Source organism: Pseudomonas sp. 3-2 (assembly GCF_019710535.1).
In the GTDB taxonomy this organism is placed as follows: domain Bacteria; phylum Pseudomonadota; class Gammaproteobacteria; order Pseudomonadales; family Pseudomonadaceae; genus Aquipseudomonas; species Aquipseudomonas pharyngis.
Window position 1 is genome coordinate 1,715,968 of record NZ_CP081200.1, and the last position, 22,995, is coordinate 1,738,962.

Below are 22,995 nucleotides of genomic sequence, written 5' to 3' on the forward strand. Positions count from 1 at the left end.
GGACGCCGACCATGGATATGCGCAAAAGCGGTCTGGTCAGCAGCAGCGATTCGGGTTCGTACTCCGACCTCAATCGTCTGAACCAGCTCAAGGTCGGCGACAAGAACAGCGACGCGAACATGCGCAAGGTCGCGCAGGAATTCGAATCGCTGTTCCTCGGTGAAATGCTCAAGTCGATGCGCTCGGCCACTGAAGCGCTGGGCCAGGACAACCCGCTCAATACGCCGGCGGCCAAGCAATATCAGGAAATGTACGACCAGCAACTGGCGGTCTCCATGTCCCGCGAGGGCGGGGGTATCGGCCTCGCCGACGTGCTGATGCGCCAGATGTCGAAGAACAAACCAATGGCGCCGGGCGAGGCGGCGGCCGCATCCGCCGCCAAGCAGGAGGAAGCCAAAGCCAAGGCCGCTGCCGTGGCCACGCCGATTGCCGCCGGCACCGTGGCTACGAATGGTCCGTTGTCGCGACTCAATGGCGAGCGTCCGCTGTGGGCGTCGCGTTCGGTGCATGCGCCGAGCACCGAACTGACCCATCGCAATGACATGGAAATGATCAACCAGCGTCGTCTGGCGCTGCCGCCGAAACTGGCGGATCGCTTGCTCGCAGGTCTGGTGCCGTCAGCCACGCCGGCGGCGACCACTCAACTGCCGCAACGCGCCACGACCGCCGCTGCCACCGGTTCCGGCCCGCTGTACAACGGCGACTGGCTGGCCCGTGCCGAGGCAGATAAAGCTTCGGGCGGGCAGATGCAGATTTACGGCCGCGCCATGGCGCAGATCCCGCTGGCACCGGCAAAGAAAGCGTTCGGCAACGCCGACGAATTCGTCAACACCATGCTGCCGATGGCGCAGGAAGCCGCCGCGCGAATTGGCGTCGATCCGCGTTATCTGGTGGCTCAGGCTGCGCTGGAAACCGGCTGGGGCAAATCGGTCATGCGCGCCCAGGACGGCAGCAGCAGTCACAACCTGTTCGGCATCAAGGCCAGCAGCAACTGGAAGGGCGATTCGGCCCGGGCGATCACCAGCGAATTCCGCAACGGGCAGATGGTCAAGGAGACGGCCGAGTTCCGTTCCTACGCCTCGTACAAGGACAGCTTCCACGATCTGGTGACGTTGCTGCAGAGCAATAATCGCTATCAAGATGTGTTGAAGTCGGCCGATAACCCAGAACAGTTTGTACGCGAATTGCAGAAGGCCGGTTACGCGACCGACCCGAACTACGCGACGAAGATTTCGCAGATTGCCAGGCAGATGACGGTCAATCAGAACTACGCTGCGGCCGGCGTTTCAACAACGCCCTTATAAACACAAGGTAAGGTTTGAATCATGAGTTTGCTCAATATCGGGATGTCGGGGTTGGCCGCGAGTTCATCCTCTCTGGCTGTGACGGGTAACAACATTGCCAACGTCGACACCGCCGGTTATTCGCGCCAGCAAACCGTGCAGGGCACTAAGTCCTCGATTCAGTACGGTAACGTGTTCATCGGTACCGGTACGACCCTCGCCGACGTGCGTCGGGTGTACAACTCCTACCTCGAATCTCAGCTGCGTACCGCCACGTCGCTCAATAGCGAAGCCGCCGCTTTCGGTGCGCAGGCCACCGCACTGGACGGCTCGCTGTCCGACACCAACACCGGCCTGACCGGCGTGCTGCAGAAATTCTTCACCTCGATGCAAGGCGTATCGACCTCGGCCACCGACGACACTTCCCGTCAGTCGGTACTGACCGGCGCGCAGGCCCTGACCAGTCGCTTCAACGCGCTGGCCAAGCAGATGAACGATCAGAACGCCACGCTCAATGGCAACCTGTCCGACATGGCGTCCCAGGTGAACAAGCTGGCAACCTCGATTGCCACGCTGAACCAGAAGATCGGCGAGATCTCCACCAGCGGCGGCCAGCCGAACGATCTGCTCGACAGCCGTAACGAAGCCGTGCGTCAGCTCTCCGAGCTGACCGGCGCGCAAGTCGTTGAGCGTGGCACCAGCTTCGACATCTACATCGGCAGCGGCCAGCCGTTGGTCATCGGCAATACCACCAATACCCTGAGCACCGTGCCGCTCAAGGGTGACCCATCGCGCATGGGCATCCAGATGGATCGTGGTTCGAGCACCATCGACATCACCTCGGCGATGACCGGCGGTGAAATCGGCGGTCTGCTGACTTATCGCAAGGAAGTGCTCGATCCTGCACTCAACGAGCTGGGTCGTGTGGCACTGGTCGTTGCCGACCAGATCAACCGCCAGCAAGCCCAGGGCATCGACAAGAACGGTGACTTCGGCGCAGCGATTTTCAACAACATCAACAGTGCCGCCCTGATCAGCCAGCGCAGTATTGCCCAGTCCGGCAATAGCGCAGGTTCGGGCAACCTTGATGTCACCATCAAGGACACCGGCAAGCTGACCACCAGCGACTACCAGGTCACCTTCACCAGCGCGACCAACTATACGGTCAAGCGCTCCGACGGCACCGACATGGGTTCGTTCAGCACTACGACCACGCCGCCTCCGGTAATCGACGGCTTTACCCTGGCCCTTAACGGTGGTGCCCTGAGTGCCGGCGACACGTTCAAGGTCACCCCGACCCGCAACGCGGCGGCCAGCATCCAGACCGTGCTCACCGACCCGAAGAAAATCGCGGCAGCCGCACCGTTGACCGGCGTGGCCAGTGCCAACAACTCAGGCACCTACACTCAGCCGACGCTGACCGACGTCGTCGATATCTACAACCCGGCGTCCCAGGCGGAGCTACAGAACGCGCTCAAGTATTCGACCCCGGTCAAACTGGTATTCGGTGCCACCACCAGCGGCAGCCAGACTTACAACATGGTTGATGCCAAGGGTGCCACGATCGGTTCCGGCGTCATCGTTCCCGGTCAGGCGAACACCCTGAACCTGAAGATCGGCATGGTCGACTCCACCGGTGCTCCGGTGATGGACACCACCGTCATCCCGAACGTGCAAAAGACCTTCACCGTGCAGACCACCGTGGGCGCGACGCCGAAGTCCGGCGAAACCTTCACCATCAACCTGACCGGTGCGGCCTCTTCGGACAACCGCAACGCCCAGGCGCTGGTCGGCTTGCAGACCAAACAAACCGTTGACACCGGCACGGCGAGCAGGGGCATCAGCCTGACCGACGCCTACAACAAACTGGTGACCAACGTCGGTACCCAGGCCGCCCAGAGCAAGTCCGACGGTGCGGCCACCACGGTGATTCTGGATCAGGCCCAGGGTGCGCGGGACTCGCTGTCCCAGGTCAACCTGGATGAAGAGACCGGCAATCTGGTCAAGTATCAGCAGTACTACACAGCGTCTTCGCAGATCATCAAAGCTGCGCAGGAAACTTTCGCCACGCTGATCAACAGCCTTTAAGGAGCCGTAATTCATGCGCATTTCCACCGCCCAGTATTACGCGACACAAGCTGCCCAATATCAGCGCAACTACAGCAAGACGGTCGCGACCGCCAACGAAGCCAGCAGCCTGCAGCGCATCAACACCGCCGCCGACGATCCGATCGGGGCTGGTCGGTTGCTGCGCCTGGGTCAGCAGGCCGCGATGCTCGATCAGTACAAAGGCAACATCGACACCACCAAGAGCTCGCTGACTGTTCAGGAATCTACGCTGACGGCCATCACCGACGCCTTGCAGCGCGCCAAGGAGATCGGGCTGGCAGCCAACAACGGCATCGCCACCGACAAGGACCGCCAGGCTTACGCCGCCGAGCTGAGCCAGATCCAGCAACAAGTGCTGGGCCTGATGAACTCCAAGGACGCCAACGGCAATTACCTGTTTTCCGGTTCGAAAACCGATACCGCGCCGTACTCGCAGAACGCCGATGGCACCTACACCTACAACGGTGACCAGACCCAGATCAACCTGGGCATTGGCGATGGTTTGTCGGTGGCCACTAACACCACCGGTTGGGATGCTTTCCAGCAGACCATCAATACTGCGCGCACCCAGACCAACATGACGGCTCCGGCCGTTGATGACGGTCGCGTTGTGCTGACCAACGGTGTCGTTGGCAGCGCGGCGACTTACAACTCCAAGTTCACGGCCGGCCAGCCGTACACCGTGGACTTCATCAGCAGCACTCAGCTGAAGATTACCGATGCCTTGGGCAACGATGTGACGGCCGAAGCCAGCCAGAACGGTCTGATCAGCAACAGCAACGGCGCGAACCAGACGGTCAGCTTCCGTGGCGTCGACATGAAGTTGAACATCAACCTCAAGGCCGGCGACACCAACCCGGACGCGGTCATTGCCGGCCACAGCTTCCAGCTGTCGGCTTCGCCGGACTCGTTCACCACTTCGCGCAGCCCGGGCAACCCGTCGACCGCGGTCATCACCGGTTCCAGCGTGACCAACCAGGCAGCCTACGACGCGGCCTTCCCGTCGGGCGGCGGCGCAGTCCTGAAGTTCACCAGCGCCACTGCGTTCGACCTGTACGCGGCGCCTGTCACTGCCGACAGCAAGCCGATCTCGTCGGGTACCGTGGCTGGCGGCAACGCCACGGCAGCGGGTGTGACCTTCGCCCTCGGCGGCACGCCCGCGGCCGGTGACCAGTTCTCGATCCAGTCCAACAACCACCAGACCCAGAACGTGCTCGACACCCTGGGCCAGATGGTCACGGCGCTGAACACCCCGATCGACGGTGATCCGGTGGCCAAGCAGAAATTCCAGGGGGCAATGGAGTCGGCACTGGGCAACATCGACAGTGCCGCCAACCAGATCGGCAGTGCGGTGACGTCCATCGGTGCCCGCGGGCAGTCGCTGGATGACCAGAGCACCACCAACCAGAGCCTGCAACTGGCGAACGCCACCACCCAGGGCACGATCCGTGATTCGGATCCGGCCGAAGTGATGACCCGTCTGACCTTGCAGCAGACCATGCTGCAGGCCTCGCAACTGGCGTTCAGCAAAATCTCTCAGTTGGGCCTGTTCAACAAGATCTGATCCTGAACGGGCGCGCAAGCGCCCGTTTGCTCTGACCGCTCTGTATCAATCGTCTTTTTTTGCGGTTTCAAAGGGCTCGCTGTTCCGGGCGGGTTCCCGCCGCTTGCGAGTCCGCCGTGAATTCACTTCCCCTTGTCAGCCTCGTCATTCCTGCCTTCAATCCGCGCTTCTTCGAGCGGACATTGAACAGTGCTGTCAGCCAGACTTACAGCCCTCTGGAAATCATCGTCTGCGATGACAGTCGGGGTTCCGAGATCGAACGCATCGTCGCGTCGGTCATCGAGCAGTCCGGCGTCGAGGTGCGCTACGTGCGCAATCCGCGCACCCTGGGAATGATCGGCAACCTCAAGGCGTGCCTGAGTCAGGCGCAGGGCGAGTTCATCAAGTTCCTGTGCGACGACGATCACTTGTATGCCGACTGCATCCGGCAGCAGGCCCAGGAGATGATGCGTGAAGAGGTCAGGCTGGTACTGGCCCAGCGACTGTTCTGGGATGCGCAGGACATCATCCTGCCCGCGCGCCTGGAAAACACATCGTTGTCGCCGCACAGCGGTCTGTTCAAGGGCGACGATCTGCTGGGCATCTTCGAGAAATTCCCGGTCAACGTCCTCGGTGGATTCACCAACGCACTGTTCCGGCGTGCCGACGTTGAAGAGCTGTTGCCGGCGCTGACTCAGGAAGGTCACTGCTTCGTCGCGTCGCTGGATTTTGCCCTGTACGTCTGCCTGCTGCGGCGCGGCAATCTGGCCGTCTCCAACAACGTGCTCAGCGCCGAGCGGCTCTACCCGGAACGTCTGAGTGCGCAACAGCCGATGAAAGACGCGCTCGAGGTCGAGCGTGAGTGGATGCTGCAGATGCTCAAATCGCGCAGCGGCGAAGCCGCGCCGGCGCCGGGATGGGTTCGCTATGTTCCGCTGAGCAAGGCCGATGAGTCTCCGCGGGTCTGGGAAGAGCTGCCGCTGAGTCGCACCCTGGGCTCCAAACAGAGCCGTCAGGAGTGGAGTGTCGGCATCGACAGCTGGAGTTTTGCCGAGCTCTACGCTCAGTGGCTCAATTGCCGAGTGCTGACTGAAGGTCAGCGCACGTTGCTGCCGGAAACCCTGGCCGGCTGGTCGCATCAACCACGGATCGTGCCGATTGTCATCGACGGGCAGGGCAGTCGTGACAGTGTCGAACGCACACTGGCATCGCTTGCCGCTCAGGATTATCCGCCGGAGCTGATCCTTGTCCTGTCCGCCTCGTGTACCGAAACCGAGCTGGACGGGCGGGTGTTCCGCATGCCTTTGCAAGACGACGGCATGGAGCAGATCAATACGCTGCTGCCGCAACTGGCGGGAGCCGACTGGTTCTACCTGTTGCAGGCGGGTGATCGGCTGGTGGCGCCGGCGTTGCTGGTCATGGCCGAGCGCATCGTGCATTGCCCGTCACTGAAATGTCTGTACAGCGACGAGGGCAGCTTGCGTGACGGGGAGTCGGCAGAACCTGCGTTCAAGCCGGATTTCAACCTCGACCTGATGCGCAGCTACCCTTATGTGGGCCGGGCACTGGCTTTCGAGCGTGAGCGTTTTCTGGCGCTCGGTGGTTTTGCACCTGACTTCGCTCAGCTCGCGCCGCACGATGTGTTGTGGCGTCTGGTCGAGAGCGATGGCACACAGGTTGTCGGCCACATTGCCGAGGTCATGCTGGAGTCGCCTTTCGACCTGTCGAAGTGGCTGGCGGCCCCGGGCGTCCTCGAACAGAATCCGCGCGTGCTTGAAGCGCATCTGCAGCGTCTGGGTCTGGCCCACGACATTCGCCGTGGCAGCTGCGAGCTGCTCAATCGTGTCGACTATCATCACGCCCGGCGTCCGCTGGTGTCGGTCATCATTGTGACCCGGGACCAGACCGCCGCCTTGCAGCGTTGCGTCGAGACGCTGCTGGAAAAAACCGCCTACACCGAGTACGAGCTGCTCCTGGTCGATAACGGCAGCACCAGTGCCGAAGCGCTGGCCTGGCTGGACGGCATGGCGCAACTGGGCAGCGACCGGGTTCGCGTGCTGAGCTTCGCGCAACAGGGCAATGCAGCCGCCACGCACAACTTTGCGGTAGGGCAGGCCCGCGGCGAATACGTGCTGATGCTCAATACCTTTGCGGTGATCACCCAGTCCGACTGGCTGGACGAACTGCTCAATCATGCGCAGCGTCCGGAAGTCGGGGTCGTCGGCGCCAAGTTGTACAATCCGGACGGTTGCGTACTGCATGCCGGCCTGATTCTGGGCATGCAAGGCGCCGTGGGATTGCCTTTCTATGGTCAGTCGTTGCAGGCGGACGGGTACATGTTCCGCTTGCAGGCGGTGCATGACCTGAGTGCGGTCGGCGGTGATTGCCTGATGATTCGCAAGTCTGTCTACGAAGCTGTCAACGGGCTCGACGAACAGGATCTGGCGCAGGCCCTCAATGTGGCGGATCTGTGTCTGCGCGTCGGCCGGGAAGGTTACCTGGTGGTCTGGACTCCTTATGCCATGCTGGCCCTGGGCGCGCGGCCGACGGCCGAGGCCACGGCAGAAGAAGAGCAACTGCAGATTCAGGAGCACGAAACGTTCTACAAGCGCTGGTTGCCACTGATTGCGCGCGATCCTGCGTTCAACGTCAATCTGGCGGTGCAGGGTGTCGGTGCGACCAGCTTCAGTCTGGAGCCGGGCCTGCGTACCGGCTGGAGTCCGTTTTCGCGCAAACAGTTGCCGAATGTGCTGGCGGTGCCCATCAACGCTTCCGCCATTGGTCACTATCGCATCAGCCAACCGATGATCGAACTGGAGGCGGCCAACCGTGCCGAGGGGCGGATCTGCTACGGTTTGCCTTCGATCATCGACATCGAGCGGCAGGCCCCCGATGTGATCGTATTGCAGGGGCGCTATTCGGAAAGTGCCATCGATGAAATTCCACCGCTGAAAAACTTTTTCAACGCCCGGCGGATCTACGAGCTCGATGACTATGTCATCGATGTCCCTCATCGCAACGCGCACATTCGCAACATGCCGAACAAGCAGGAAATGGAGCGGCTGGTGCGGCGGGCGATCGGTCTGTGCGATCGGGTGGTGGTGTCTACCCAACCGCTGGCCAACGTTCTGTCGGACATGCATCACGACATCCGGGTCGTACCGAACATGTTGTCGCGGCACTTGTGGACCGACTTGCGCAGCCAGCGTCGCACCTCGAAAAAGCCGCGGGTCGGCTGGGGCGGCGGCACCAGCCACCACGGTGATCTGGCGGTGATTGCCGATGTGGTTCGTGAACTGGCAAACGAGGTCGACTGGGTGTTCTTCGGCATGTGCCCGGATGACTTGCGTCCGTACATGCATGAATTCCACGGCGTGATCCCGCTGGATGTGTATCCGGCGAAACTGGCCAGCCTCAACCTCGACCTGGCCCTGGCACCGCTGGAGTTCCACATCTTCAACGACTGCAAGAGCAACCTGCGCCTGCTGGAGTACGGCGCGTGCGGCTACCCGGTGGTCTGCACCGATACCGAGGCCTATCAGGGTTACCTGCCGTGCACCCGGGTCAAGACCAACTCCACCGAGGAGTGGCTGCAAGCGATCCGCATGCACCTGGCTGATCCGGATGCCAGTTACCGCATGGGTGATCAGCTGCGTGAAGTCGTACTGCGCGACTACGTGCTGCGCGGCGACAACCTGCGGTACTGGGAAAACGGCTGGCTGGCGGACTGACCGGCACTGCTGAAAAAAAGGCGACTTTCGAGTCGCCTTTTTTGCGTCTTCAAGATTCTGTTTGTATCGGTGTCGATACTTTTTTCACCGCAGAGCCTCAAGAATCGGAATTTTCCTGTCGATACTTCTCTATTCGCTGACCTCGGACGGTTGCTGCTGGCGTGATCGGCCTGTGCCCGGGAGGCAGGTTTCCGGTTTCAACAACAATGCAAGGAAGAAGCAAATGTCAGTAATCAATGGAACAAGTGACGCGGACATCCTGTTGGGCACCGATGGCAATGACGAACTCTACGGACTGGAGTCGGATGATCAGTTGATGGCGACCGACGGATCGGATCTGCTCGATGGTGGGGAAGGCTTTGATACGGCGGACTACAGCGGGCTTCCTTCGGCGGTAAATGTCGAGATCGGCGCGGGTGCGTCGACTGTCACGGGTGTCGACGGCAAGAGCGATACCTTGCTCAATATCGAAAAAGTCATCGGTACCAATCTAAACGACACCTTCACCGCCAACCTCTCCGGTGTGACGCTGGACGGAGGCTGGGGCGACGATGTGTACATCGTCGGCAGCGAAGGCGTGACCATCCTCGAAGATGACCACGAGGGCTACGGCGGCCACGACGAAGTGCGTACCAGCCTCAATACCATCAAGATTAATGCCTCTATCGAGCAGTTGACCTTCACCGGAACCGGGGATTTCAAGGCCTACGGCAGTGACACCGACAACGAGATCGTCGGTGGCGCCGGCAACGACTGGCTGTGGGGCGGCGACGGGGCCGACCACTTCGTGGGCGGCGATGGTTTCGACACCGTCAGCTACAGCGATAGCCCGGAGGGCGTGAGATTCAATGACTACACCAACTTCGACTGGCTGACCTTCGCTTATGGGGACACCTTCACCGGTATCGAAGCCATTCAGGGCTCGGCCTTTGACGACGTGTTCTATTTCAATCAGCCTGAGGACCAGGCGTTTATCCTCGATGGTGGCGAGGGTTACGACACGGTCAGCTATCAATACTCCTATCCGGTGGATATCGAGATCGGCGGTAACTCCAGGTTGTTGAATATCGAAAAAATCATTGGCTCCGGTTTGGCCGATCACTTCACAGCCAGCATCGGTGGTGTGACTTTGGCGGGTGGCGGGGGGGATGATGTCTACACCATCAATAGTGCCGGCGTAATCATCGAAGAAATCGAGGGTTACTTGGGTGGCACCGATCACGTTTACACCAGCCTGTCGACGATGCATCTGGAGTCGTTCGTTGAAAATCTGACCTACACCGGGACCGGTGATTTCACCGGCTACGGCAACGACACCTGGAACTTCATCGTCGGCGGCAGTGGCAATGACGTGCTGTATGGCGGTGGTAACGGCGACAGCTTTGACGGTGGCGACGGTATCGATGTGCTCAGCTACGGTGACAGCAAAGTTGCCATGACGCTGAACTGGGCGACCCGAGAGTTCTCCGGGATTGCCGAAGGCGATATGTACATGAACATCGAAATCATCCGTGGCAGTGACTTCGGCGACACTTTCTACGCCAGTGGCAGGGTTTGGGAACTCGGCCTGGATGGCGGAGCGGGTCAGGATTTGCTCAGCTACAAATACGCCTACATGCCGATAGTTTTCGACCTCAGTGGTGCTGCCTACCAGCCATGGAATCCCGTACCTGTTTTTAACGGGATCGAGTTGATCGAGGGCAGTCAGTATTTCGATTATTTCATCGGTTCCGCCGGCAATGACACCTTCATCGGTGGGGGTGGTGGGGACGTGGTCGATGGCCGCGATGGTCACGACAGTCTCTGGTATCTCACCAGCGCGACAGCGGTCGAAGTCAACCTGCAAACCGGCATTAACATCGGTGGCGATGCGCAGGATGACCAGTTGACCAATATCGAAGGCGTGATGGGCAGCCATTTCAACGACACGCTGATCGGCAATGAGGTCGACAACTACCTGGAGGGCGGACGCGGCAGCGATCTGATCAATGGCGGTGACGGCAACGACACGCTCTACGGCGGACTGGTGTCGGACATCGGACCGTTCAGCCTTGAAGGCGGGGCCGACGATGCGCAGGCCGATCAGTTATATGGCGGTTTGGGAAATGACGTGATTGTCAGCGCTGAAAACGACCTTGGCACCCAGGCTTTCGGTGAGGCTGGCAACGACACCCTGACCGTGGTCAACGGCGTCGCCGATGGCGGCGTCGGCGACGACGTATTGACTGGCAAGGGCAGCACCTATTCGCTGTTCGGTGGTGAGGGGGACGACCGGTTGATTCTCAACCTTTTCGGCCAGCAAGAGTCCGGTGGCGTTGCTGATGGTGGTGAAGGGGATGACGCCTATGTGGTGAACACCTCTGGCCTGGTGACGATCAAGGATGGTGGCATCAGTCTGAATGACACCCTGATTCTGAACACCATCGCCAATCTCAGCCAGTTGAACGTCACTCGCATCGGTGACGACGCCTACCTGCATGGCGCCAACGACGGCAGCACCGGCGTTCCTGACAGCGGTGTGAAACTGCAGGGCTGGTACGCCGGGTACAACAACATCGAGCATCTGCAGACCGCTGACGGTCAGGTCTACGACCTGCCGGCCACGGTCGACGGATTTGCGATGTTTGGCTGATCCGCGCAATTCACTGAAGTAGCTTGATGACAGGGATGATTCCGGCAACGGACTCATCCCTTTTTTCATGCCTTGCATTCCCGCTGACGCAGGGCTGGCGGAGCTGGCGCGTTTCCTGCAAGTCCCCCTCAAATCGCCATAAAACGAGCGCTCGCGGTCATTCACCTGCGCCCGGACTGGCAAAGGTTCAGCCGCAAAGGCCTGCAACAGCGAGGCCGAGCCCTGTGACGTAGAAGAGGGGAGACGATGAAGGCAGTTATTTTGGCGGGTGGCCTCGGCACGCGCATCAGTGAAGAGTCGCACCTCAAGCCCAAGCCAATGATCGAGATCGGCGGCAAGCCAATTCTCTGGCACATCATGAAGCAGTATTCCGCCCACGGAATCCACGACTTCGTGATCTGCCTCGGCTACAAGGGCTACGCGATCAAGGACTTCTTCGCCAACTACTTCCTGCACACCTCCGACGTCACGTTCGACATGCGCAACAACCGCATGGACGTTCACCAGAACTACAGCGAGCCGTGGAGCGTCACCCTGATCGACACCGGCGAGGAAACCATGACCGGTGGCCGTCTGCTGCGTGCCGGCCGTTACCTCAAGGATGAAGAGGCTTTCTGCTTCACCTACGGCGACGGCGTCTCCGACATCAACATTGCGCAACTGGTCGACTACCACAAGGGTCACGGCCGTCTGGCGACCGTCACCGCCGTGCAGCCGCCGGGCCGCTACGGCGCCCTTGAGCGCCATGGCGATCAGGTCCTCGGCTTCACCGAAAAACCGCGCGGCGACGGCGGCTGGATCAATGGCGGCTTCTTCGTGCTGTCGCCAAAAGTGCTGTCGTACATCGCCGGTGACGAAACCACCTGGGAAGCGGAGCCGCTGGCTCGCCTGGCCCAGGACGAACAACTGAAAGCCTTCGAGCACGAAGGCTTCTGGCATCCGATGGATACTCTGCGTGACAAGAACCATCTCGAAGCGCTGTGGCAGAGCGGGGAGGCCCCATGGAAGCAATGGGACTGAGTCCGGAATTCTGGCGCGGCAAGCGGGTTCTGGTTACCGGGCACACCGGTTTCAAGGGCAGCTGGCTGACCCTGTGGCTGCAAAGCCTCGGTGCGCAGGTCAGCGGTTTTTCCCTCGATCCGTCGACCGAGCCGAGTCTGTTCGAACTGGCACGCGTGAGCGAAGGCATCAACGATCAGCGCGGCGACTTGCGTGATCTGGGCGCCTTGCTCGAGATCATCGCCGACACCGAGCCGGAGATCGTCCTGCACCTGGCAGCACAGCCGCTGGTGCGCGAAGGCTATCGCGATCCGCTCGGCACTTATTCCAGCAACGTCATGGGCACCTTGAATCTGCTCGAAGCGATTCGTCAGGTCGGTTGCGTGCGGGCCTGCGTGCTGGTGACCACTGACAAGGTCTACGCCAACAAGGAATGGCTGTGGCCCTACCGCGAGGACGAAGCCCTCGGTGGCCACGATCCTTACAGCAGCAGCAAGGCCTGCTGCGAGTTGCTGGCGCAGTCTTACGCGGCATCGTTCTTCCCGGCCGACAAGTACGCCGAGCACGGTCTGGCCCTGGCCACCGCGCGCGCCGGCAACGTGTTGGGCGGCGGTGATTTCGCCCCAGAACGCCTGATTCCCGATGTCCTGAAAGCCTGGTCGGCAGACGAGCCGGTGACCCTGCGTTACCCGCAAGCCGTGCGCCCGTGGCAGCACGCGCTGGAGCCGCTGGCCGGCTACCTGCAATTGGCCGCCGGGCTCTACGAACAAGGCCCGGAATACGCCGGAGCGTGGAACTTCGGCCCGGGTGAAGCGGACATGTGCAGCGTCGGCGAAGTGGTCGAACTGCTCTCCAACCGCTGGCCTCAGGCCCGTGGCCTGCGCCTCGAAAAGAGCGACCTGCACGAAGCCGGTCTGCTGCGCCTGGACAGCAGCCGCGCCCGTCAGGTGCTCGGCTGGCAACCGCGCTGGACGTTGCAGCAATGCCTGACCCAGACCCTCGACTGGCACTTGGCGTGGCAGAACGGCGACGACATGCGCACCGTGACCCTCGGCCAACTGAACCTGTACCGGGGCGCGCTGTGAGCGAGTTTTCCTTGAAACCGTTGCCGCTGGCCGGGTTGTTCAGCGTCCAGCACAGACGCTTCGAAGATCAGCGCGGGCACTTCGCCCGGCTGTTCTGCGAAGGCAGCCTGAAAGCGTTCGGCAGCGAATTCCACATCCGCCAGATCAACCATTCCTGCACCCGCGAGAAGGGCAGCGTGCGCGGTCTGCATTACCAGAATGCCAATGCGCCGGAAGCCAAGTTGATCACCTGCCTGCGCGGTGAAGTGTGGGACGTGGCGGTAGACCTGCGCCCGGACTCGGAAACTTTCCTGCACTGGCACGCCGAGCACCTGAAGGCCGGCGACGGACGCAGCCTGCTGATTCCGGCCGGCTTCGCCCACGGTTTCCAGACCCTCACCGAAGACGCCGAGCTGCTTTACCTGCACAGCGCTGATTACGCGCCGGAGCACGAGGGCGGTCTGTCGGTGAACGATCCACGGCTGGCGATTGCCTGGCCGTTGCCTGTCAATAATTTGTCAGCGCGTGATTCCAGCCATCCCGCGCTCGATCAACACTTTGCTGGAGTGCGTCTATGAACTGCCGTGGGTGCGCTGCACCGCTGAGCCTGCCGCTGATCGATCTCGGCACCTCGCCACCGTCCAACGCCTACGTGCATGCCGATCGGCTGGAGCAGGCCGAACAATGGGTACCGCTGAAGGTCGCCGTGTGCGAGCAATGCTGGCTGGTGCAGACCGAGGATTACACCTCGGCCGACAGCCTGTTCGACGCCGAGTACGCCTACTTCAGTTCGTTCTCCAGTACCTGGCTGGCTCACGCCGAGCGCTACGTGGCCGAGATGGTCGAGCGCTTCGGCCTGACCGCCGACAGCCGCATGGTGGAGGTCGCCGCCAACGACGGCTACCTGCTGCAATACGTGGCCGGTCGAGGCATCCAGTGCCTGGGCGTCGAGCCGACCCGCAGCACCGCGCAGGCAGCACGGGAAAAAGGTCTGGAGATTCGTGAACTGTTCTTCGGTCGCGACACCGCCGCACAGCTGAAAAGCGAAGGCTGGGCCGCCGACCTGATGGCCGCCAACAACGTGCTCGCTCACGTGCCGGATATCAACGATTTCCTCGGCGGTTTCGCAACGCTGCTGAAGCCGACCGGCGTCGCCACCTTCGAATTCCCGCAACTGCTGACGCTGATGGCCGGCGCGCAGTTCGACACGCTGTATCACGAACACTATTCGTACCTGTCGTTGACCGCCGTGCAGACCCTGTGCGAACGCAACGGCCTGGAAGTGTTCGACGTCAGCCAGCTGACCACCCATGGCGGATCGCTGCGGGTGTTCGTCCAGCGCAAGGATGGCGAACGCCGCGCAGTGCAGCCGACCGTGCAACAGCAGTTGCAGGCCGAGCTCGACGCTGGGGTGAAAACCTCCGGGTACTACGCGACGCTGGCGCCGGCTGCCGAACGTATCAAGCATGATCTGCTGCGTTTCCTGTTGCAGGCCAAGGCCGATGGCAAGCGTGTAGTCGGTTACGGCGCCGCTGCCAAGGGCAACACCTTGCTCAACTACGCCGGGGTCAAACCGGATCTGCTGGCCTGGGTCGCCGATGCCAACCCGCACAAGCAGGGCAAGTTCTTGCCGGGCAGCCGCATTCCGATTGTCGCGCCGGCGCAGATCGATATCGAGAAGCCGGATTACGTGCTGGTGCTGCCATGGAACCTGTTGCACGAAGTCAGTCAGCAATTGGCTCAGGTGCGTCAGTGGGGCGGACGCTTCGTGATCGCCGTGCCTGAGTTGAGCGTGCTGTGAAGGTTCTGGTCACCGGGGCCACGGGCTTCGTCGGTCGTCATCTGGTCGCGGCGTTGCTGGCTCGTGGCTGCACGGTGCGGGCGGTTGCGCGCGATGTGCAGAAAGCTGCGGACATGCCGTGGATCAAAGACGTCGAGTTCGTGAGCGCGGATATTCACGCGGCGGATCTGAATGTCGCGGCGCTGACCAAGGGCGTCGATGCACTCGCGCACCTGGCCTGGCCGGGGTTGCCGAACTATCGGGCGCTGTTCCATTTCGAGCACAACCTGATGGCTGACTACCGCTTCATAAAAGGCGCGGTAGAGGCGGGCGTGAAGCAGGTGCTGGTGACTGGCACGTGCTTCGAGTACGGCATGCAGAGCGGCCCGTTGAGCGAACAGAACGACGCGCAGCCGGCCAATCCCTACGGTCTGGCCAAGCACACGCTGCACCTGTTTTTGCAAAATCTGCAGCAGGAGTATCCGTTCACCCTGCAATGGGCACGGCTGTTCTACCTGCACGGTGAAGGGCAGAACCCCAACAGTCTGTTGGCGGCGCTGGACCGGGCAATCGACGCCGGCGATACGACGTTCAACATGTCGGCGGGTGAACAGTTGCGGGACTTCCTGGCGATTGAAACGGCTACCGCGTACCTCGCCGCGATCCTGCGCAAACGCGACTTCGACGGCACGATCAACTGCGCCAGCGGCCAGCCGGTTTCGGTGCGGGCACTGGTTGAACAGCGCGTACGTGAACGCGGCGCGACCATCGGCCTGAACCTCGGCCACTACCCGTATCCGACCCACGAACCGCTGGCGTTCTGGGCGGTGACCGAGCGCCTGCAACAGTTATTGGGAGAGCCGCAATGAGGCACGAGTTGTATCGGGTCACCGACCTGCCGGTGCTGCAAAACCGCACCTTTGCCGATCCCGAATCGGCGAAGGCATCGGCCAGCGCCGACATGTTGCTGGTGCAGGATGAGCGCAGCGGTCTGATCTTCAATGCGGCGTTCGACGCCGACAAGCTCAGCTACGACGCCGACTACCAGAACGAGCAGGCGCATTCCGGCCAGTTCCAGAAGCACCTGAGCGATGTCGAATGCATCATTGCCCGGCACTTCAAGGGTCAGGAACTGATCGAAGTCGGCTGCGGCAAAGGCTATTTCCTGGAGCTGCTCAAGGGCCTGGGTTATCGCATCACCGGCATCGATCCGGCCTACGAAGGCGAGAACGCCGACGTGATCAAGGCCCCGTTCACCCTAGGCCTGGGCCTGGAGGCGGACGCCATCGTGCTGCGTCATGTGCTGGAACACATTCAGGATCCGCTGGGTTTTCTGGCGGTGATCGCCGAAGCCAATCAGGGTGGCGGGCAGATCTACATCGAAGTGCCGTGCTTCGACTGGATCCTCGAACACCGCGCCTGGTTCGACCTGTTCTACGAGCACGTCAATTACTTCCGCCTCGATGACCTGCGCCGGATGTTCGGCACCGTGCACGAGGCCGGTCACCTGTTCGGTGGCCAATACCTGTACATCGTCGCTGACCTTGCCACGTTGCGCCTGACCCCGGAACAACCGGTGCCACGCCTGGCCTTGCCGGACGATTTCACCGCCAGCCTCGAGCGCGCGGTGCAGATCATCCAGGGTGCACCCGAGCAGGGTTCGGCGATCTGGGGCGCCTCGTCCAAAGGCGTGATCTATTCGCTGTTCCTGCAACGCGCCGGCGTGGCGGTGGATCGCGTGGTCGATATCAACCCAGCCAAGCAGGGGCGTTACCTGCCCCTGAGCGGCGCCCGGGTGTCCTCGCCGCAAGAGGCGATGGACGCCTTGCCCGAGGGCGCCAACCTGTTTGTGATGAATTCCAATTACCTCGAAGAGATCAAGCGGATGACCGGTGGACGTTACGTCTATCACGCCGTCGACAGCGCTTCGTTCCAGTGACCCTTGAGATTTTGAAAATGACCGACAACAGCATCAACAAAGCTTTCGAAGCCGAATGCCGCGAGCAGATCGCCCAGCAGGGTGACGACCAGAAACTCACCGGCCTGGCCCGCGATTTCTTCAACGAATCGGCCAAGCACAAGTACAGCTACCACTTCTCGTGGATGGGCCGTCCGATCATCCAGCTGCCGCAAGACATGATGGCCATGCAGGAAATCATCTGGCAGGTGAAACCGGATCTGGTCATCGAGTGCGGCATCGCCCACGGCGGTTCGATCATCTACTACGCCTCCCTGCTGGAACTGCAAGGTCACGGCGAAGTGCTGGGCATCGATCTGGACATCCGTGCGCACAACCGCGAAGCCATCGAAAGCCACCCGATGAGCAAGCGCATCAAGATGATCGAAGGTTCGAGCATCGACCCGGCCATCGCCGCCCAGGTTCGCGCTGCCGCCGAAGGCAAGAAAGTCATTCTGGTGCTCGATTCCAACCACACCCACGACCACGTGCTCGAAGAGCTGCGCCTCTACGCGCCACTGGTTTCGGTCGACAGCTACTGCGTGGTGATGGACACCGTGGTTGAAGACATGCCGGCCGATTTCTTCCCGGATCGTCCATGGGGTCCGGGCGACAACCCGAAGACCGCCGTTTGGAAATACCTGGAAGAGAACAAGGATTTCGAGATCGATGTGCAGTTGCAGAACAAGCTGTTGATCACCGTGGCGCCGGACGGCTATCTGCGTCGCGTTCGTTAATTCGCAACATCACCAAAGCGTTGTCTCGGCGAGTCGCCGGTTGTGGAGAGAAGTTATGCAAGGCAAGTACAGTTCTGAACTGACGCTACCGCTCAACGAGCTGTTGACCGTAGTGCTGATTACGCACAATCGTCCGGCGTTCCTGCGTCGGGCGGTGAAGTATTACAGCAGCCTGCCCTGCAGAATCATGGTGCTGGACTCCACGGCCGAGCGGCCGGAAGGCGACTTCTCCGCAGTTGATTACCAACACGTGCCGCAGTTCGCCTACTGGGGCATGCAGGCCAAGCTGGCCTATGGCGTGGAGCAACTGACCACGCCGTACATGGTGCTGGCGGCCGACGACGACTTCATCCTGCACGATTCGCTGGCCGAGTCGGTGGGCTTCCTGCAGGCGAATCCGGATTACGGCATGTGCCACGGTTACTGCATGATGTACCTGACGCTGGGCGGTGGCGTGAGCTACTACCGCCGCGACAAGAAAGTGCAGGAAGACTATGCGTCCGAACGGGCGCAGGACCGCGTCGTCGACTACATGAGTCAGTACATCCCGCCGTTCTACGCGGTCACCCGTACCGACCTGATGAAAACCTGGCATTCGGCATTGCCGCCGGGCACCAGTTTCCAGTGGCAGGAAATCGGCCATGTATATTTCCTGCTGGCCAGTGCCAAGGCGCGAATCCTGCCGATCCCGTATGTGGTTCGTGAGATCAACTATGGCAACTCTGAGCACAGCACAGAGGTCTACCACTCGCTGACCTATATCGATGCGAAATCCGTGGCCGAACGCGAAGCCTTCGCCGAGTTCCTCGCGGGTCTGCCAACCGGTATCAAAGACTTGAACGCAGAGCAGGGCAAGGCGTTTGCCCTGCAAAGTTTCGAGGCGATGGTCGACAGTCTGCAAAGCGGCCGCGCCCTGACGGCGGAGTTGATTATCCAGTCGACGTGGAACCAGGAGCTCAAGCGGCCGGACCGCCGCTTCGGCCCCCTGCAGTACGTCGAAATGCCGTTCTACAACCAGGCATTCTTCGATCGTCTGGAGCAGTTCGAATTCATGCTGCACGCGATGCCGGCCGGGCGCATTCAACTGGAAAAACTCGAGGGTGTGTGGACGCGTCAGGCGCACCTGATCCAGGCGCGCAACAACGATACCCCGGCCAGCGTGCTCGACCGTCTGTGGCAGGCCCATGATCTCAATGCGTTCAACCGCACCGTAGCCAAGCGCCTGGCCGAGCAACTGGAGCTGTCTGGCGAAAGTGAGGAAGCGCTGAAGATGCGTGACTGGATCGCACGTCTGGAAACGCTGACCGTCGCCGATCACCATCAGGTGTTCGACCAGATGCAATCCGGGCGTCTGCTCAAGTGGCTGGAGTCGCGTCAAGCCGATGCGGTGCAGATCGGGTCGATTGCCGAACATCTGGCCGTGAACGGTGGTGGTCCGCAATTCGGCATTTTCCTGCTGGATATGGATGACGACATCGACAAGTTGCAGGTCAGCCTCGACAGCCTGCTCGAAGGTCAATGCAAGGCATTTCGCATTGTCGTGTTCACCACCGGTGAAGCACCGGCGGCGACCACTGCGCAGAACACGCTGCACTTTGTCCGCGTGACTCCCGAAAATCTGGTCGACAAGCTCAACCAGAGTGCTCGTCAGTCGCCTTGCGACTGGTTGCTTCTGGCTGAGGCGGGGGATGAGTTCACTGCCGGCGGCCTGTTGCGCGCCAGCCTGGAGCTGATGAACGCTGGCGGTATCAGCGCCGTGTCCACGGACGAGATTCAGCGCCGGGAAAACGGTGCGCTGATGGATGTGTTCCGTCCGGGCTTCAATCTCGACCTGTTGTTGAGCCTGCCGGGCCTGATGGCGCGGCACTGGCTGATACGGCGTGAAGTGTTGTTGGAAGTTGACGGCTACCGGGCCGATTTCAGCAAGGCGCTGGAGTTCGATCTGCTGCTGCGCATCATTGAACAGGGTGGCCTGAACAGCCTGGCGCACCTCGATGAGCCGCTGCTGATCACTCAGGCGCCGGAGCTTGAAGAGAATCCGCATGAGCGTCTGGCATTGCTGCGTCATCTGGGCAATCGCGGTTACAAGGCCAAGGTCACGTCGGCGGTGCCGGGGGTCTACCAGATCGATTATCACCATAGTGATCGCCCTCTGGTTTCGATCGTTATCCCGGCCGGGGACGATCTGTCTGCTCTGCAACGCTGCCTGGAAGGCGTGCTGTTGCGCAGCCGCTATCACAAGTACGAAATCCTGATTGCAACCACGGCTTCGCAATCGGCCGAGGTCAATGACTGGCTCGGGACTTATCAGCATCCGAAAGTCAGCGTGCTGCGCGCCGATCAATCGCTCAGCACGGCCGCGCTGTGCAACGCGGCCAGCCAGCAGGCTCAAGGCGAGTTTCTGGTGCTGTTGGCGGCGGACGCGGAAGTGGTCAATCCGAACTGGCTCGACTCGCTGCTCAACCATGCAATGCGTCCGGAAATCGGTGTGGTCGGTCCCAAACTGGTCGACCGCGACGGCAAGGTCAGCCAGGCCGGTCTGATCCTGGGCATGAACGGTGGTGTCGGCTCGGCATTCGTCGGCGAGAAACACGACGCCGAAGGCTATCTGTACCGGTTGTCCGTGGACCAGAACTACACGGCGGTTTCCAGCGTTTGCCTGATGGTGCGCAAAGAATTGTTCGAGGCGTTGGGTGGTCTGGACGACAACACGTTCGCTGCCGGCTTCAGCGATGTCGACCTGTGCCTGAAGGCCGGTCAGGCCGGCTACCTGACTGTCTGGACGCCATCGGTGCAAGTCATCCATCAGGGCGATATCGCCCAGGCTGATCAGGCACTGGCTGCATTGCAGGAAAAATGGGCGACGGCGTTCGCTCAGGATCAGGCGTACAACGCCAACCTGAGCCTGACTGGCAAAGGCTTTGTGCTGAACGACAGCGCTTCGCTGAACTGGGCGCAATTGATCGCCTAGGCCTGGCGTACAAGGAACGGAACTCAAGACATGTTCAACGGTAAATCGATTTTCATCTCCGGTGGCACCGGCTCGTTCGGTCGCAAGTTCATCGCGCGCCTGCTCGAGCAATACCAGCCCAAGCGCGTGGTGGTGTTCTCCCGGGATGAACTCAAGCAATACGAAATGCAGCAGACGTTCAACGCGCCGTGCATGCGTTACTTCCTCGGTGATGTGCGCGACGCTGATCGCCTGCGCCAGGCCATGCGCGGCATCGATTACGTGGTGCACGCCGCAGCGTTGAAGCAAGTGCCGGCGGCGGAATACAACCCGACCGAATGCATCCGCACCAACGTCAACGGCGCGGAAAACATCATCGCCGCCGCCATCGACAACGGGGTGAAGAAAGTCGTTGCGCTGTCCACCGACAAGGCCGCGAGCCCGATCAACCTGTACGGCGCCACCAAGTTGCTGTCGGACAAGTTGTTCGTCGCGGCCAACAATATCGCCGGCGAACAGCAGACGCGTTTTGCCGTGGTGCGCTACGGCAACGTCGCCGGTTCACGCGGGTCAGTGGTGCCGTTTTTCAGCAAACTGATCGCCGACGGTGCGACAGAGCTGCCGATCACTGACGAGCGCATGACCCGCTTCTGGATCACCCTCGATCACGGCGTGCAATTCGTGCTCGACAGCTTTGCGCGGATGCACGGCGGGGAAGTGTTCGTGCCGAAGATCCCGTCGATCCGCGTGGTCGATCTGGCGCGGGGAATGGCCGAGCACCTGCCGCACAAGAACGTTGGCATCCGCCCGGGCGAGAAGCTGCACGAACTGATGGTGCCGCTGGACGATGCGCGGATGACCCTGGAATTTGCCGATCACTACACCATCCAGCCGTCGATCCGTTTCACCAGCGTCGACGTGGATTTCGCCGAGGACAAACTCGGCGAGCGTGGGGTGCCGGTCGGCGAAGACTTCGAGTACCGCTCCGACACCAACCCGCACTTCCTTTCGGTGGGGCAGATCGCCGACCTGCACGCGAAGCTGTCGGTATGATTCCCTACGGTCGGCAAAGCCTCGACCAGACGGACATCGACGCGGTCGTCGAGGTGTTGCAGTCCGACTGGTTGACCCAGGGGCCGACCATCGAACGTTTCGAACAGGCGATGGCCGAGCGTTGCCAGGCTGATTTCGCCGTGGCGGTGTGCAACGCCACGGCGGCGCTGCACATTGCCTGTCTGGCGGCGGGGCTCGGCGCGGGCGACCGCTTGTGGACCACGCCGAACACCTTTCTCGCGTCGGCCAACTGCGGGCGTTATTGCGGTGCCGACGTTGATTTCGTGGACATCGACCCGCTGACCTGGAACCTCGATGCTGAAGTTCTGGCGAGCAAACTCGATGCCGCCGAGCGCGACGGCAGCTTGCCCAAAGTGCTGGTGGCAGTAGCGTTCTCCGGGCAGAGCTGCGACATGCGGCGGATTGCCGAACTGGCCGTGCGCTACAACTTCACCGTCATTGAAGATGCCTCCCACGCGGTCGGCGCTCGTTACGCTGGGCGCCCGGTGGGTTGCGGTGAATTTGCCGCGATGACCGTGTTCAGCTTCCACCCGGTGAAGATCATCACCAGCGGCGAGGGCGGCATGGTGCTGACCAATCGCCCGGAACTGGCCGAGCGGCTGCAACGCTTGCGCAGCCACGGCATGACCCGCGATCCGCAGCAGATGACCGAACCCAGCCACGGCCCTTGGTATTACCAGCAGGTCGAGTTGGGATTCAATTACCGGATCACCGATCTGCAAGCCGCGCTGGGCCTGTCGCAGCTGAGCAAGCTGGACGAGTTCATCGCCCGTCGCCGGGAGCTGGCCGCGCGTTACGACAGCTTGCTGGCGTACTTGCCGGTGACTGTGCCGAGCCTTCAGCCGGAGGCTGAATCGGCCTGGCATCTTTACGTGGTGCGTTTGCAGACCGAGCGCATCAGCCTCAGTCACCGTCAGGTGTTCGAAGGCTTGCGCGCCGCCGGCATCGGCGTGAACCTGCACTACATTCCGCTGCATTTGCAGCCGTACTATCGTGATCTGGGTTTTGCCGAGGGAGACTTTCCCGAAGCCGAGCGTTATTACGCCGAAGCGATCAGCCTGCCGCTGTTCCCGTTGCTTAGCGATCAGCAGCAGGACTACGTGGTCGAGCAATTGCGTCGGTTGACTGAATGATTG

15 protein-coding genes are annotated in these 22,995 nt (G+C 61.3%); all 15 read left to right on the plus strand.

What is annotated here, in order from left to right; all coding sequences use genetic code 11:
* Positions 1–11: 11 nt before the first annotated feature.
* Positions 12–1,304: a flagellar assembly peptidoglycan hydrolase FlgJ gene (gene flgJ, locus K3819_RS07785; RefSeq protein WP_221398965.1), complete on the plus strand. Its 1,293-nt coding sequence runs from the start codon at positions 12–14 to the stop codon at positions 1,302–1,304.
* 21 nt (positions 1,305–1,325) lie between these two features.
* Positions 1,326–3,371: a flagellar hook-associated protein FlgK gene (gene flgK / locus K3819_RS07790; protein WP_221398966.1), complete on the plus strand. Its 2,046-nt coding sequence runs from the start codon at positions 1,326–1,328 to the stop codon at positions 3,369–3,371.
* 13 nt (positions 3,372–3,384) lie between these two features.
* On the plus strand, positions 3,385–4,956 hold the full coding sequence (locus K3819_RS07795; protein WP_085611551.1) for a flagellar hook-associated protein 3: 1,572 nt from the start codon (positions 3,385–3,387) through the stop codon (positions 4,954–4,956).
* Positions 4,957–5,072: 116 nt separating this feature from the next.
* Positions 5,073–8,666 carry a glycosyltransferase gene (locus tag K3819_RS07800; RefSeq protein ID WP_221398967.1) on the plus strand — a complete coding sequence of 1,198 codons (3,594 nt, stop codon included), beginning with the start codon at positions 5,073–5,075 and terminating at the stop codon, positions 8,664–8,666.
* 223 nt (positions 8,667–8,889) lie between these two features.
* Entirely contained in the window at positions 8,890–11,298 is a 2,409-nt protein-coding gene (locus K3819_RS07805; RefSeq protein ID WP_221398968.1) for a calcium-binding protein, read from the plus strand.
* Between the two features lie 246 nt (positions 11,299–11,544).
* Positions 11,545–12,318 (plus strand): glucose-1-phosphate cytidylyltransferase, encoded by a 774-nt coding sequence (rfbF, locus tag K3819_RS07810; RefSeq protein WP_221398969.1) that lies wholly within the window; start codon positions 11,545–11,547, stop codon positions 12,316–12,318.
* Positions 12,300–13,382 (plus strand): CDP-glucose 4,6-dehydratase, encoded by a 1,083-nt coding sequence (rfbG, locus tag K3819_RS07815; RefSeq protein ID WP_011333026.1) that lies wholly within the window; start codon positions 12,300–12,302, stop codon positions 13,380–13,382. Before rfbF ends, rfbG begins: the two co-directional genes overlap by 19 nt.
* Positions 13,379–13,939, plus strand: coding sequence for a dTDP-4-dehydrorhamnose 3,5-epimerase (gene rfbC / locus K3819_RS07820; protein ID WP_085611546.1), 561 nt, complete (start codon positions 13,379–13,381; stop codon positions 13,937–13,939). The genes rfbG and rfbC overlap by 4 nt, the downstream gene beginning before the upstream one ends.
* On the plus strand, positions 13,936–15,162 hold the full coding sequence (locus tag K3819_RS07825; protein ID WP_221398970.1) for a class I SAM-dependent methyltransferase: 1,227 nt from the start codon (positions 13,936–13,938) through the stop codon (positions 15,160–15,162). The genes rfbC and K3819_RS07825 overlap by 4 nt, the downstream gene beginning before the upstream one ends.
* Positions 15,159–16,010, plus strand: coding sequence for an NAD(P)-dependent oxidoreductase (locus K3819_RS07830; RefSeq protein WP_085611544.1), 852 nt, complete (start codon positions 15,159–15,161; stop codon positions 16,008–16,010). The genes K3819_RS07825 and K3819_RS07830 overlap by 4 nt, the downstream gene beginning before the upstream one ends.
* Entirely contained in the window at positions 16,007–17,080 is a 1,074-nt protein-coding gene (locus tag K3819_RS07835; RefSeq protein WP_085611543.1) for a class I SAM-dependent methyltransferase, read from the plus strand. The genes K3819_RS07830 and K3819_RS07835 overlap by 4 nt, the downstream gene beginning before the upstream one ends.
* Before the next feature lie 17 nt (positions 17,081–17,097).
* On the plus strand, positions 17,098–17,835 hold the full coding sequence (locus K3819_RS07840; protein ID WP_064378606.1) for a cephalosporin hydroxylase family protein: 738 nt from the start codon (positions 17,098–17,100) through the stop codon (positions 17,833–17,835).
* A gap of 55 nt (positions 17,836–17,890) precedes the next feature.
* Positions 17,891–20,806, plus strand: a complete 2,916-nt coding sequence (locus K3819_RS07845) for a TIGR00180 family glycosyltransferase (protein ID WP_221398971.1) — start codon at positions 17,891–17,893, stop codon at positions 20,804–20,806.
* Between the two features lie 30 nt (positions 20,807–20,836).
* Positions 20,837–21,838 carry a UDP-N-acetylglucosamine 4,6-dehydratase (inverting) gene (gene pseB, locus K3819_RS07850; protein ID WP_064594325.1) on the plus strand — a complete coding sequence of 334 codons (1,002 nt, stop codon included), beginning with the start codon at positions 20,837–20,839 and terminating at the stop codon, positions 21,836–21,838.
* Positions 21,835–22,992: a UDP-4-amino-4,6-dideoxy-N-acetyl-beta-L-altrosamine transaminase gene (gene pseC / locus K3819_RS07855; RefSeq protein ID WP_221398972.1), complete on the plus strand. Its 1,158-nt coding sequence runs from the start codon at positions 21,835–21,837 to the stop codon at positions 22,990–22,992. The genes pseB and pseC overlap by 4 nt, the downstream gene beginning before the upstream one ends.
* Positions 22,993–22,995: the final 3 nt, after the last annotated feature.

Bases quoted from the DNA above. Each gene is read 5' to 3' on its own strand.
- K3819_RS07795 (WP_085611551.1), top strand. From the start codon at position 3,385: ATGCGCATTTCCACCGCCCAGTATTACGCGACACAAGCTGCCCAATAT.
- rfbF (WP_221398969.1), top strand. From the start codon at position 11,545: ATGAAGGCAGTTATTTTGGCGGGTGGCCTCGGCACGCGCATCAGTGAA.
- K3819_RS07805 (WP_221398968.1), top strand. From the start codon at position 8,890: ATGTCAGTAATCAATGGAACAAGTGACGCGGACATCCTGTTGGGCACC.
- K3819_RS07840 (WP_064378606.1), top strand. From the start codon at position 17,098: ATGACCGACAACAGCATCAACAAAGCTTTCGAAGCCGAATGCCGCGAG.
- flgJ (WP_221398965.1), top strand. From the start codon at position 12: ATGGATATGCGCAAAAGCGGTCTGGTCAGCAGCAGCGATTCGGGTTCG.
- K3819_RS07835 (WP_085611543.1), top strand. From the start codon at position 16,007: ATGAGGCACGAGTTGTATCGGGTCACCGACCTGCCGGTGCTGCAAAAC.
- K3819_RS07845 (WP_221398971.1), top strand. From the start codon at position 17,891: ATGCAAGGCAAGTACAGTTCTGAACTGACGCTACCGCTCAACGAGCTG.
- flgK (WP_221398966.1), top strand. From the start codon at position 1,326: ATGAGTTTGCTCAATATCGGGATGTCGGGGTTGGCCGCGAGTTCATCC.
- pseB (WP_064594325.1), top strand. From the start codon at position 20,837: ATGTTCAACGGTAAATCGATTTTCATCTCCGGTGGCACCGGCTCGTTC.
- rfbG (WP_011333026.1), top strand. From the start codon at position 12,300: ATGGAAGCAATGGGACTGAGTCCGGAATTCTGGCGCGGCAAGCGGGTT.
- K3819_RS07825 (WP_221398970.1), top strand. From the start codon at position 13,936: ATGAACTGCCGTGGGTGCGCTGCACCGCTGAGCCTGCCGCTGATCGAT.
- pseC (WP_221398972.1), top strand. From the start codon at position 21,835: ATGATTCCCTACGGTCGGCAAAGCCTCGACCAGACGGACATCGACGCG.